Origin of the sequence: Marinimicrobium sp. UBA4509 (genome assembly GCF_002388575.1) — a bacterium.
In the GTDB taxonomy this organism is placed as follows: Bacteria; Pseudomonadota; Gammaproteobacteria; order Pseudomonadales; family Cellvibrionaceae; genus Marinimicrobium; species Marinimicrobium koreense.
In genome coordinates this window covers 72,009-84,702 of sequence record NZ_DGMV01000078.1, presented here as the reverse complement: position 1 = coordinate 84,702, position 12,694 = coordinate 72,009, and the positions used below count along the sequence as shown (strand labels likewise).

At 61.4% G+C, this 12,694-nt stretch carries 11 protein-coding genes; 2 read left to right on the top strand and 9 right to left on the bottom strand.

The window, feature by feature from the left end; all coding sequences use genetic code 11:
- Nucleotides 1–52: 52 nt before the first annotated feature.
- Together B3520_RS14765 and B3520_RS14760 are read left to right on the top strand one after the other, a co-directional pair.
- Nucleotides 53–517: a nuclear transport factor 2 family protein gene (locus B3520_RS14765; protein ID WP_286805466.1), complete on the top strand. Its 465-nt coding sequence runs from the start codon at nucleotides 53–55 to the stop codon at nucleotides 515–517.
- Complete coding sequence (locus B3520_RS14760; RefSeq protein WP_286805468.1) at nucleotides 517–1,494, top strand: Gfo/Idh/MocA family protein; 978 nt, start codon at nucleotides 517–519, stop codon at nucleotides 1,492–1,494. Before B3520_RS14765 ends, B3520_RS14760 begins: the two co-directional genes overlap by 1 nt.
- Here B3520_RS14760 and pelA read toward each other — a convergent pair.
- From pelA to gluQRS, 9 genes are all read right to left on the bottom strand, one after another.
- On the bottom strand, nucleotides 1,491–2,690 hold the full coding sequence (gene pelA, locus B3520_RS14755) for a pectate lyase (protein ID WP_286876364.1): 1,200 nt from the start codon (nucleotides 2,688–2,690) through the stop codon (nucleotides 1,491–1,493). The genes B3520_RS14760 and pelA overlap by 4 nt on opposite strands.
- Before the next feature lie 114 nt (nucleotides 2,691–2,804).
- Nucleotides 2,805–3,629: a 3-methyl-2-oxobutanoate hydroxymethyltransferase gene (gene panB / locus B3520_RS14750; protein WP_286805471.1), complete on the bottom strand. Its 825-nt coding sequence runs from the start codon at nucleotides 3,627–3,629 to the stop codon at nucleotides 2,805–2,807.
- A gap of 19 nt (nucleotides 3,630–3,648) precedes the next feature.
- Entirely contained in the window at nucleotides 3,649–4,323 is a 675-nt protein-coding gene (locus tag B3520_RS14745) for a deoxynucleoside kinase (RefSeq protein WP_123638889.1), read from the bottom strand.
- A gap of 12 nt (nucleotides 4,324–4,335) precedes the next feature.
- Nucleotides 4,336–4,836 (bottom strand): 2-amino-4-hydroxy-6-hydroxymethyldihydropteridine diphosphokinase, encoded by a 501-nt coding sequence (folK, locus tag B3520_RS14740; protein ID WP_123637994.1) that lies wholly within the window; start codon nucleotides 4,834–4,836, stop codon nucleotides 4,336–4,338.
- Between the two features lie 2 nt (nucleotides 4,837–4,838).
- The gene (gene pcnB, locus B3520_RS14735; RefSeq protein WP_286805473.1) at nucleotides 4,839–6,182 is read right to left on the bottom strand and encodes a polynucleotide adenylyltransferase PcnB; all 1,344 of its coding nucleotides are present in this window, start codon (nucleotides 6,180–6,182) and stop codon (nucleotides 4,839–4,841) included.
- An 874-nt stretch (nucleotides 6,183–7,056) separates the two neighbouring features.
- Nucleotides 7,057–8,460 carry a sigma-54-dependent transcriptional regulator gene (locus B3520_RS14730; protein WP_123637993.1) on the bottom strand — a complete coding sequence of 468 codons (1,404 nt, stop codon included), beginning with the start codon at nucleotides 8,458–8,460 and terminating at the stop codon, nucleotides 7,057–7,059.
- 94 nt (nucleotides 8,461–8,554) lie between these two features.
- On the bottom strand, nucleotides 8,555–11,521 hold the full coding sequence (locus tag B3520_RS14725) for an ATP-binding protein (protein WP_024460915.1): 2,967 nt from the start codon (nucleotides 11,519–11,521) through the stop codon (nucleotides 8,555–8,557).
- On the bottom strand, nucleotides 11,511–11,690 hold the full coding sequence (locus B3520_RS14720) for a hypothetical protein (RefSeq protein WP_024460914.1): 180 nt from the start codon (nucleotides 11,688–11,690) through the stop codon (nucleotides 11,511–11,513). Before B3520_RS14720 ends, B3520_RS14725 begins: the two co-directional genes overlap by 11 nt.
- A complete protein-coding gene (gluQRS, locus tag B3520_RS14715) occupies nucleotides 11,683–12,690 on the bottom strand; it encodes a tRNA glutamyl-Q(34) synthetase GluQRS (RefSeq protein WP_286876363.1) in 1,008 nt (335 codons plus the stop codon). The genes B3520_RS14720 and gluQRS overlap by 8 nt, the downstream gene beginning before the upstream one ends.
- Nucleotides 12,691–12,694: the final 4 nt, after the last annotated feature.

Genomic DNA, 12,694 nt, shown 5'->3' with positions numbered 1-12,694 from the left:
AGTTTGCTAAACTCGGTGGCATCATAACAAATCAACCACCGGAGTTACCCCTATGAAAACCTGCCTTGGCGCTGCGGCGCTTGTTCTGTGTTCCACCACGGCGTTTGCCGCTGATTGCCTTGAAGCCGACGCCCTCAAGCGGCTGGATGGTCAGTATGAAGACGCGCTGCGGGTGGGCAATCCTGAGTTTATGCGCGCTCTTCTGGCCGATGACTTTGTCTGGGTGCACAACCATGCCGTGGCGGCGGAAGACAAGGCGACCCTGGTCGGACGCCTGGGGGAGGGACATGAGGTGCCGCTGGCCCGACGTTCGGAGCAGTTGGAGTATCGGCGCCTGGATAACACGGCAGTGCTCACTGGCTTTACCACGGTGGAGAAGTCGCCTCGTGAAGAGGGCGGTGAGGTGCGGGGTAACAAGTATCACTTTATGCGCACCTACGTTGCGGTGGAGGGCGAATGTCACCTGCTCTCCAATCAGACCATGAAGGTCTGGAGTTCGGAAGAGGAGGTGAACTGATGCGCTATGTGGTCGTGGGTACCGGGAATATCAGTAATACCTATGTCAATGCGCTGGCCGAGCGGTCGGGCAGTGAGCTGGTGGGGGCGGTGTCCCGTTCCGGGCGGCCGCTGTCGGCGGCGCCGGCGCTGCCGGTCTGGCCTTCGATTGACGCGGTGGATGCCGATTTCGATGCGGTGATTTTGGCCACGCCCAACGGGTTGCATCACCAGGGGGCGATCGACGCAGCAGCGCGGGGCAAGCATGTGCTGACCGAGAAGCCGCTGGATATCAGTATTGAGGCGATGGACCGGATGACCGACGCCTGTGATAAAGCGGGCGTGATGCTGGCGGTCTGTTATCAGCGGCGCACTCGGCCGGACAATCAGGCGATCAAGGCGTTGATGAATCAGGGCGCCTTCGGACGGATTTACGCGGTGGATCTGGCAGCCAAGTTTTATCGGGATCAGGCCTACTATGACAGCGGCGATTATCGCGGTGGCCTGGCACTGGATGGCGGCGGTCCCTTTATGCAGCAGGCCTGTCATAACCTGGATATTTATACCTGGCTGTTCGGTTTACCCGGGCAGGTGGAGAGTATGTTGGGGACCTTTGCCCACTATATCGAGGCGGAGGATCACGGTGCGGCGCTGATGCGTCATGAGGATGGGATGATCGGTACGGTGGTGGCTTCAACTGCGGCCCGGCCGGGTTTTGCGGCGCGGATGGAAGTGCATGCCGAGCGCGGCAGTTTTACCCTGACCGACGATGTGGTAACCCAGTGGGCGGTGGATGGGGTGGATAACCCGAGCGCGCCTGGGGACCACTATCAGCACGACGGCGCCACCAGCGCGGCGGTGACGGACACCACCGCGCATCAGGCAATCATCGAGGATTTTGAAGCGGCCGTTCGTGATGGCCGTGAACCTCTGGCCGGACCGACCTCGGCCCGACTGACCACTGAGCTGATTCTGTCGATCTATCAGAACGCGGTTTAACGCGGAAAGCGACGCTTCCAGTCTTCGTATTTTTCCAGGACCTCGCTCGGTTCGGTGGTGTACCAGCCGTAGCCTTCGCGGCGCTCCATGGAAATGTCTTTGATGTCGTAATGCACCGAGTGGTCCCGGTCGCCAAACAGGGGGCGGTTGGTGCCGATTTCGGCAAAGCGGGACCAGATGGGTGGCGCGTCCGCGTCGGGGACGATTTCCCGGGTGTCACTGTCCCATCGGTAGCCGGTGATTACGTTGTTTTCATACCACGCCATGGCGGAGTGAATGGCGTGTTGTATCTCGGCGGAGGGATCGTTCAGATCCATCATGAAATCCAGCAATGAGACGCTTTCGGCGGTGGCCAAGGCGACCATCTCATAGGCACGGGCTTTCATGGGCTCCAGGGTCCTGGGGTCATGCTGGCCACCCCAGAGGGTGGGCTTGCCGTTCACCACCACCTGCGTGGCCAGTGCGGCGTCCAGGGCCCGGTCGAGGGCGGCGGCGGATTCGGCCCGCAGGTCGTTCGGGGCCTGCGCGAACGGCGCTTTGCCCAGGCTGACCCGGTGCAACACGGTCATATTGTTTTCCATCACCTGGTCGTTGTAGGTGATGTAGTCATGGTATCCGCCGCGCAGGGGGAAGTTCTGGGGCCAGCCGCCGTTGGGGTACTGGGCTTCCAGAATCAGCTCGACGCCACGCACGTAGGCTTCCAGGTAGCGCGTATCACCGGTGGCGGTGTGTGCTTTGGCCAGCAGCTCGATCTGGGTTGTGGTGGCACTGTTGTCGAAGGTGGGAATGTAGCTGGATTCATACCCGAAGTGCTCGCCGGGCTGGCGTGGGCGCTTGCTCATGTCGGTGCGTTTGGACCAGCCGCCGGAGGGCGTCTGAAAAGACACCACGATGTCGGCGATTCGGCGGCCTTCGTCGGTGCTGTACCACTCGGTGGGTTGATTGGGGTCGAACCCGAAGCGGTGGGTACGGGCGGGTCGCTTGGGATTGTCGAGGCCTTCGGCGGCCACTTCCCCGCGAATGAAGTCCCGATCGACTGAGCGCCAATGGTCGGAGCGGGCCCGGTAATCCTCCCAGGCGGCGTCGGAGGTGGCGATGGTGTCGGCAGCTTCCGGCTCGGCCGGTTGATTCTGGCAAGCCAACAAAAGGCTGGCGCAGCCCAGTACCGCCCACCAGGCGGGGATGCGTATGTTCATAGTATCTCTCACTCTCACGGTCTATTTTTATGGGTGGCTCCGGGGAGCCCCGGCACCCGGGTTGATGTTGTGGTTTGGGGTGGGTGCCGGTGTTTTCGGTGTCGCGATTACAGTTTACAGAAATATATGGTCGTCGCCAGGGAAGACACCGGACTTGACGTCGGCCACGTACTTTTTCATGGCGCCGGGAATGTCGCCGGCTTCGGTCAGGAAGTTTTTGGAAAACTTCGGTGGCTGCTCGGTCAGGCCCAGAATGTCATTGATCACCAGCACTTGTGCGTCGGTGTCCCGGCCCGCGCCAATGCCGATGGTCGGTATTGGGGTGTTTTTAGTGATGCGCGCGGCCAGTGCCGAGGGCACGCATTCCAGCACCACGAGATCGGCGCCCGCCTCGGCCAAGAGCGCGGCATCTTCGGCGATTTCATCGGCCTGGGCGGCATCCCGCCCCTGCACCCGAAAACCGCCGAACTTGTTGACCGATTGCGGCGTGAGGCCCAGGTGGGCGCATACCGGAATGCCGCACTCGGACAGACGGCGCACGGTCTCTGTCAGCCAGCGGCCACCCTCGATCTTGATCATCTGGGCTCCGGCCTGCATCAGGCGGGTGGCGTTTTTCAGGGCATCGTCCAGGGTGGCGTAGGTCATGAACGGCAGGTCGGCGATGATCAGGGATTTCTGGTTGCCGCGCGCCACCGCCTCCACGTGGTAGATCATCTGCTCCATGGTGACCGGAATGGTGCTCTGGTAGCCGAGTACCGTCATGCCCAGGGAGTCCCCCACCAGCACGGCTTCGACCCCGCATTTCTGGGCCATGGCGGCCATGGGGGCATCGTACAGGGCCACCACCACGAACTTCTCATCGGAGCCCTTGAGCTTCTGCAGGGTTTTGACGGTCACCGTCTTGTTCAGGGCGGTATCGGCGTTGGCTCCGTAAGGCATAGGGTTCTCCGTAACGGGCTTAGAGGGCGGGCGTCGGGTTGTAGTAGTGGCGCCCGCTCTTGATGGTTAACAGGGTTTCGATCAGTTGCTGGAAGTGTTCCCGGTTTCGGGCGAGATCCAGGTCCTGGGCGTTGACGATCAGCAGGGGTGAGCTGTCGTAATAGTGAAAAAACTGGGTGTAGGCCTCGTTCAGGGCCTCAATGTACTCCGGGCTTATGCGCTGTTCGCTGGCGATCCCGCGCTCGCGGATGCGCTCGTTCAGAACGCGCGAGGGGGCCTGAAGATAAATCACCAGATCGGGTCGGGGGGCATCCAGTGTGAGCCGATCGTACACCTGTTGGTAAATGGCCAGTTCGTCATCGTCCAGGGTGACCTGAGCGAACAACTGATCTTTCTCGATCAGAAAATCGGCGACCCGCACCGGCTCGAACATGTCGTTCTGGCGCAGCTGTTCCAGTTGGTTGGCTCGCTGGAATAGAAAGAACAGTTGAGTCTGCAGGGCGGCGGTTTTCGGGGAGCGGTAGAAACGCTCCAGGAACGGGTTCTCTTCCGGCTGCTCGAGCAACACGTCGTAATTGAACAGTTGGGCCAGGTTTTTGGCCAGGGTGGTTTTCCCGACACCAATTGGCCCTTCCACGGCAATGTAGCGGGGAAGGTCGGCCTGGGAAAAATCCAGTTGTTGATCGTCAAACATCGCTGCCACGCGTTACGACTCCCGGTGTTGACTGTCAGGGTTGAACCGCTCCAGCCCCTCGTAAGGGCAGGCCTTCAATAATGACGCAAGTGAGGTGCCTGTGGGAAGGGTCAGGTGCGGGGCGATATCCGCTAAAGGGTAGAGAACAAAGGCGCGCCGGGTCATTTCCGGGTGGGGAACGGTCAGGCGCGGTGTGCTCAGAGTCTCGTCGCCGTAGAGCAACAGGTCCAGATCCAGGGTTCTCGGCCCCCAGTGTTGGCTGCGCACCCGCTGGTGGGCCTGTTCGATGCCCTGTAGGGCATCCAGCAGTGCCAGTGGTTCCAGGCGGGTATCGAGGCGGGCGACGGCGTTGAGGTAATCCGGTTGGGGCGGGCCCACCGGTTTGCTGGAATACAGTGGCGAGCGCGCCACCAGGGTGCTCTCCGGCAGCCCGGCCAACGCCTCGAAGGCGCGGCTCAGTTGCCCGAACGGATCGTCCAGGTTGCTGCCGAGGCCGATATAGCAGGGGGTCACGCTCAGTCCTGGGAACTGGGAGTCGGACTTTCCTGGCGGGGCGCACGCCGTTTCCGGTTGCGCCGCCGACCGCTCTTGCCACCCGGTCCCTGACGGCGGGCCTCAGCAATCATTTTCTGCTGCTCCGGTTCATCCACTTCCTGGAATCGGGTCCACCAGCTGCCCGCGCCACCCAGGCGCTCGCCGGAGGCTTCGCGCAGAATCAGGAAGTCGTAAGCGGCGCGGAACCGGGACTGCTCCAGCAGCTTCTGGGGGTGGCGGCGCTGTACCAGGCGGTGCTGCATGTCCCACATTTCCCGCATGGGAATCAGGAAGCGCTTGGGCAGGGCGGTGTGTCCCAGTTGTTGGCCGATGACCTCGGTGGCGGCCTGCTGATAGGCCGCTTGCGGTGGCATGTTCTTGACCAGCTCGTCGGCCCGGGCGCGCATTGGCGGCCAGAGCAGGGCGGCGTAAATGAAGGCCGGCGTCACCGGTTTGTCGGCCCGCACCCGCTTGTCGGTGTTGGCCATGGTCTCTTCGATCAGGGCCAGGCCTTGCTCGTCGCCGGCCTGCAGCGCTGCCTCGGTGCCCGGGAACAGGTGCTCGAGCAGGTGGTAATCGCGCATCAGTGTAAAGGTGGCGGTCGCCGAGCCGGCCATAAACAGCTTCAGCACTTCTTCAAACAGGCGCGCCGGGGGGATGTTGCGCAGCAACTCGCCCAGCTCCAGAATCGGATCGGCGGTGCCGGGCTCTATCTTGAAGCCCAGTTTGGCGGCAAAGCGCACCGCGCGCAGCATGCGCACCGGATCTTCCTTATAGCGGGTTTCCGGGTCGCCGATAATGCGCAGGGTGCGCTTCTCCAGGTCCTTCAGGCCACCGGTATAGTCGTGAATGGCGAAGTCATTGAGGGTGTAGTAGAGCGCGTTGACGGTGAAATCCCGCCGCACGGCGTCGGTTTCCAGGGAGCCGTAGACGTTGTCCCGCAGGAGCATGCCGTCTTCACTGCGGGACTGCTCGTGGTGGCCCCGGAAGGTGGTGACCTCAATGATCTCCCGTCCCATGCGCACATGGACAATCTGAAAGCGCCGGCCAATGATGCGCGCTCCGCGGAACAGCCGCTTGATCTGCTCCGGTGTGGCGTCAGTGGCCACATCGAAGTCCTTGGGGTGACCGCCCAGGAGCAGATCCCGCACGCCGCCGCCGACCAGGAAGGCCTGATAACCCGCTTCGTCCAGGCGTTTCATGATACGCAGGGCCGCCTGACTGATGTCCCGGCGGGAGACCTTGTGCTGGTCGCGGGGGATAACCCGGAGTTGGGGGGTGGGGCGTGAACGGGGGCGCAGTTTGTTGATAAGCCGTCTAAGCATGGGCATTGGGTTACTGTCAGTGAGTGCTTTCGCCGGCAGCCGTGCCGGACTCGAGTCTGAAAGCCGGGCAGTTTAGCACGGGCGGGGGATGGTGGAAACGTTGGGAGCCGGGAGGGGCCCGTGTTGACGGGGGCCAGAAAGCAAAACGGGAAAGCCGAAGCTTTCCCGTGGGATCGATTCGCCAAGGTTCCCTTGGCCTGCAAATCGGCGCGTCCGTGCCCTCGTATCAAGTGTGCGTGCTTGCAATCCCGCTCCAGTGTCTAGTCAGTCTTTCCGCTTTTCTTGTGTAGTTATCATTATCATTTTTTTATGGGCGTAAAGCACAAGGCTTTCGCTTCTTTTTATTGTTGTTTCGTTATTATTATTTACGTTTCTATTTTTATTGTTTCTTGTCGTTATTATGTTGCTTTCGTTTTTTATTGTTTGTTGTTGTTATTTTTGAACTTCTTCTTTTCTTATTGTCTATTGTTGTAATTATGTTCGTTTCATTTCTTATTGTTTGTTGTTGTTATTGTTGGCGTGCTTTTTATTGTTTGTTGTTGTTATGTGCCCGGATATAGAGCACGTCCCGTGCCAGAAATGTAAAGTTCAATAAAATCAATAAGTTAGTTTATTTGTATGATCTCTCGTCATCCTGATCCATTTCGAACGGTTACAGTTCCTGAGCCAGACTGTTACGTCGTTTGTGGGGGGTAACAACTCTGGTGCAGGTAACAGCCTTGGCCGGGGGTAACCCTGCGTAACGCTTATGGCGCCAAAATCGTTTTTGTGGCACATTAAAGGTCTTTCTGGGTGTTACGGCGGTTAGACAGGCAGAGCCCTCCGGCGCTGAGGGTGCGCGCCGAAGGATCGAGAAAAGGAGGGGAGAAGGGGCTTACTTGGCGCCAGCGGCCTTGTTGCGGGGAATGCCGAAGCGCTGCCGACGCTCCCAGAGACACTTGCGGCTGACGCCCAATTTGCGGGCCAGCTCGGTTTCGCTCATGGTGTCTTGGTGCTCGAGCACGAAGCGCTGGAAGTAGTCTTCCAGAGAGAGATCTTCGTTCGGGTCCTGGGGCGCTTTGCCGCGCGGTTGGATGCGCTCGGGCGAGGAGCGGGTATCGTCCTCGTCATCTTCTTCAAAACGCACCAGATCCAGATCAATATCCAACAGCTCGTGGCTGATTTCCTGGGTGTCTTCGCACAGGATGACCGCGCGCTGCATGGCGTTTTCCAGCTCACGCACGTTCCCCGGCCAGGTGTAGGTGGTAATGGCCTGCACCGCCTCTGGGGACAGCTTCAGGTTGGGTTTTTCCATTTCCTGGCAATAGCGGGCCAGCAGAGCCTCGGCCAGGGTGATGATGTCTTTACCTCGGTCGCGTAGCGGGGGCAGCTCCAGCTGCACCACGTTGATGCGGAAGTACAGGTCTTCCCGGAACTTGCCCTCCTGAGCCAGTTTGCGCAGGTCCCGGTGGGTGGCGGCCACCAGGCGGACATCCACCTTGTGGGACTCCACCGAGCCGATCGGGCGTACCTCGCCCTCCTGCAGGACCCGCAGCAGGCGCGCCTGGGCCTCCAGGGGCAGCTCGCCAATCTCATCGAGGAACAGGGTGCTGCCGTCGGCCGCCGCTACCAGGCCCTCGCGAGTGCTGGCGGCACCGGTGAAAGCGCCTTTTTCATGGCCGAACAGCTCGGATTCAATCAGGGTTTCCGGGATGGCCGCGCAGTTGACGGAAATCATGGTCTTTTCCCGCCGGGGGCTCTCTTCATGGAGGGCCCGGGCCACCAGCTCCTTGCCGGTACCGGTTTCGCCGCGCACCAGCACGGTGGCCTTGGTGGGGGCCACCTTGTGAATCCGGTTGTACAGGTCGTGCATCACGTCACTGGCGCCGATCATGCCGGCTATGGCATGGCTGGCGGTGGTGGAGCTGTGTTTTTGCAGGTTGGCAGCGTTGGCCTTGCCAATGACCCGCTTGACGGCGGTGACCATCTCTTCGTGGTCGAACGGCTTGGCGATGTAGTCCACCGCGCCCATGCGCATGGAGTCGACGGCCGAGCGCAGGCTGGCATAGCTGGTCATGATCAGCACGGGCACGCTGTCGGCGAGCTTGATCAGGTCGGTCCCGGGCGCGCCGGGCAGTCTGAGGTCGCTGATGATCAGGTCAAAATCCGCGAGGGTGAACTTGCCGGTGGCCTCTTTGACCGAGGGCGCTTCGCTCACCTCGTACTTGTTGCGCTCCAGCAGGCGGCGCAACGCGGTGCGGATGATGGGTTCGTCTTCAACGATCAGGATTTTGCTCATAGTGCTCACATCGCCTATGGTCTGGCAGGTTGCGAAAGGGGCCGGGCGCTGCCGTTCGCCGGGCCCCTGCAGGCCTGTTTGATGCCGGAAAATATCACTCCGGCCGCATGGAATCAATATGGCGCGGTAATTTGATGGTGAATTGTGCGCCACGTTGGTGCACGGTATCCACCGGGCTCTTGATGTCGAGCTTGCCGCCGTGATCCTCCACAATACTGTACACCATGGCCAACCCGAGCCCCGTGCCATCCCCCGGGTCCTTGGTGGTAAAGAAGGGTTCGAGAATCTGGTCCATCTTGTCCGCCGGGATGCCGCTGCCCTGGTCGGTCACGGAGAAAATGATGCTGTATTCATCTTCGCTGCTGTCCAGCATAACACGGCTGCCGGCTGGGCTGGCATCCCGGGCATTGGAGAGCAGGTTGATGAAAACCTGGATCAGGTGCTGGCTGTCGCCCGCAATAATGGCGTTTTTGGCGATATTGTTGACGTACTCCACCTGATTTTTGTCTTTCTGCAGCGACAGCAGCTGAATGGCCTCGTTGGCGCAGGCGCGCAGGTCCACCGCCTCGAACTCGCTCTTCTTGTTCTGCCCGCTGTGCGAGAAGCTCACCAGGGACTGGACGATGCGGGTCACCCGGTCGGTCTGGCTCAGGATGTGCTCGGCGGTTTCCAACACTTCCGGGGCGTCGGACTCGTAACGCAGGTTCTGGGCCAGGCTGGAAATGCCGGTAATGGGGTTACCGATCTCGTGGGCCACGCCGGCGGCCAGTCGGCCCACCGAGGCCAGACGCTCACTGTGAATCAGCTCCTGCTCCAGCAATTGGGTCTCGGTCACGTCTTCGAGCAGGATTACCTGGTCGTACTCGCCGCTGTGGATGCTACCCTCAATATTGGCTTTGTGCAGGCTGATCCAGTGCGGACGCCCGTTCAGATCGATCTCCTGGCGGTAGTAGTGGGGCTCGGTGCTTTCGCTGAAATCGATCAACAGGGCCCGCCAGGGCTCGGACAGGTCGTCCAGGCGCGAGCCGGTGACATCATCGCTCGGGGTCTGGGTCAGCAGCTCCATGGCCCGGTTCCACATCAGGATTTCACCGTCGCGGCCCAGGGAGCACACGGCCATGGGCAGCTCTTCCAGGGTTTTCCGGTGGTAGAGCCGCAGGTTGTTAAGCTCGGCCGCCATGCCCGTCAGGTGGTCCCGGTACTGGGCCAGGCGGTTTTCAATCAGGTTGATGTCCAACGTGTCGCGCCGCTCCGCCAGGGTGTAGGGCAGGTGGCGGTCCATGATTTCGCCGGCGACATGAATGCCCATCAGGCCGGAGAGGTTGGCTTCAATCTGGTCCCGCAGCCGGCGCAGGGCGTAGGGGCGCCGCTCGGTGATGCGCAGCCCCAGCTCGCTCAGGGCGACATCCACCTCACGGCTGGCGGTGACCTTGCCCAAGGATTTGGCCAGGCGGGTTTTGAACTCCGCCGCGCTGTGCACATCCAGAGCCTGCCGCACCGGCTGGCTGAGTTCGTCGGCGGCGCACAGCTCGGCACTGTACTGCTCTTCTTCGGTTTGCCGGGTGATGAGCGACAGCCCGACGAATATGGCGGTGTTGGCGCCGACCGACAACAGGGCAATGGCACTCCACTGCTCCATTCCGAGGGGCAGAACCAGGTCGGTTCCCGGCAGGGGAAGCGAGGTCAGACCGGTCAGTACCGGCAACAGCAGGCCTACCGCCCAGATCAGTGTGCCCACCGTCAAACCGCTCAGCAGGCCGCGCCGGTTCCCCTGAGGCCAGAACACGATGGCAAACATGCCGGGCAGAAACTGCAGGGTTTCAATAAAGGTGAGCAGTGCCAGGTTGGTCAGGCTGTGGCGGTTGTCCAGCAACCAGTAAAAGAAATAGCCCCCGAAAAACAGGGTGGCGATCAGCACTCGGCGCAACCACAGCAGCTGCCGGTAGAGGTCATCCCGGTTGCGCAGACTCAGCGCCGGCAGAATCCAGTGGTTCATCACCATGGTGGCCAGGGCGAGCATCATCACCACCATGGCCCCGGTGGCGGCGGACAGGCCACCGATAAAGGCGAGCACGGTCAGACCCGTGGACTCCGCGAGAATCGGTACCCCGAGGGTGAAATACTGGGCGGGTAGCGGAACAGACAGCTCGAAGCCCGCCCACAGAATCGGGAAGATCGGCAGCGCCATCAGCAGCAGGAACAGCGGGAACGCCCAGGTAATGGTGTGCACGTTGCGGGTGAGCAGGTTCTCGGTCACGCCCATATGAAAGATGTGCGGCATGGTGATGGCGGTGGCCACAAACACCAGCAGCAGAGTGTGGGCGGCGCCGTCCTGAATGGGGGCGTGGAGCAGGGCGAGGTTTTCCGGGTTCTGGGAGAGCCACTGGTCCAGGCCACTGAAGCCGTCGAACACGCCGTACACCGCGAGCAGGCCGATGGCACACAGGGCGAAGACCTTGATCAGGGACTCGAACGCCATGGCGGTGAACAGGCCGCGGTGCTGGTCGCGGCTGGAGCCGAACAGGATGGTGAACACCGCGAGCAGGGCGCAGTACGCCATGGCCATCAGGTCCTTGAAGGTAAAGCCGGTGCCCATGGCCGGCAGGCTGGGATTACTGCTCACCGTCAGAATGTACATGGTGTCGGCAATGGCCTGAATGTTCAGCGCCATCAGCGGCAGAATGCCCAGCAGCATGCACAGGGTGGTCAGGGCGCCGACACCGTGGCTGTGATAGCGGAATACCAGCAGGTCGGCGAGGGAGTGCACCTGATGGCGCCGGGCCAGCTCCGCCAGCGGTGCCAGGGCGACCGGGGCGAACAGAAACAGAGCGCCGGTGCCCAGGTAATAGGCCAGGGCGCCGTAGCCAAACTGGAAGGCCAGATCGATGACCCCGTAAAACGCCCAGGCACTGGCAAAGATGCCCAGGGACAGAATGTAGGTCAGAGGGTGCTGGGTGACCGCGTCGGGAATCCAGCCCTTTTCAGTGATCCAGGCGATACCGAACAAAACCAGCAAGTAGCTGACGCCGATCAGCGCCACATGGCTTAACTCAAAGATCATGGGGCCTCTTCTTGCGGTTTTGAACGGCGTAGGCAATGACAATGACCAGCGCCCAGATGATGTAAGGACGGAACCAGGCACCCTCGGGATTGATGATCCAGGTGAACAGGGTGGGCGAAAAGATGTAGGCGATCAGCAGCAGCAGGATCACCAGGCGCTGATTATTCATGGGGCATCCTCTGAGCGGTATCGGAGCTGCGTGCGTCGTCGGGGTTCAAAATAGCCTCCGGAGCCCGGGCCTGCATGCCCCGGACGAGATCGTTGCGCCAGTGTTCGCGGGTCCAGTCGAGCAGGGCTTCGGGGGTGGCAGCTAACAACTCCCTGGGTGGATTCTGCCTTAAAAAGTGCAGTGCGTGCCACAGGTTCGCACCGGCCCGGTCGGGGTCGAGCGCCGGTGCGTGGTGCTGCTTGCTCAGTTTCTGATCCCGTTCATTCAGGGCGACCGGCACGTGCCCGAACGCCGGCGTCTGTCCGCCCAGCAGGGCGAAGCTGGCCACCTGACCGGCGCTGACCGGTAGCAGATCGGCGCCGCGAATAATGTGGGTGATGCCCTGGTGAATATCATCCACCACCACTGCCAACTGATAGGCGAACAGTCCATCCTTGCGCTTGATGATCGGATCGCCCACATCGCGGCGCAGGCTCAACGTCTGAGGCCCCTGAAACAGATCGTGCCAGGTGTAGGGATCGGCGGGTTCAGGGCAGCCCTCGGGTACGTCGTACAGTTTCAGCCGCCAGGCGTGGGGCTCGGTCGGCTCGATAACCCGGTTCCGGCAGCGGCCATCATAGACACCGCCCAGCGCATGAATATCCTTGCGGGTGCATTGGCAGCGGTAGGCTAGGCCCTGCCTCTGCAACTCATCCAGCGTTTGGGCGTAGGCGTCGAGTCGGTCGCTCTGGTGGAGCACCTCGCCGTCCCAGTGCAGTCCGTGGGCTTCGAGTGAACGCAGAATCTCGTCGTCGGCGCCGGGTTCCTCTCGGGGTGGGTCCAGATTTTCCATCCGCACCCGCCAACGGCCGCCGGCTTTCCGGGCGTGAGCATAGCTCGCCAGTGCGCTGACGAGAGAGCCGAAGTGCAAAGGGCCGGTTGGGGAGGGCGCGAACCGGCCCACATAGGGTTCGGCAGCGCCCTGGGGCGTTGAAGCATTGGCAGAGGTTGGGTACGGCATACGG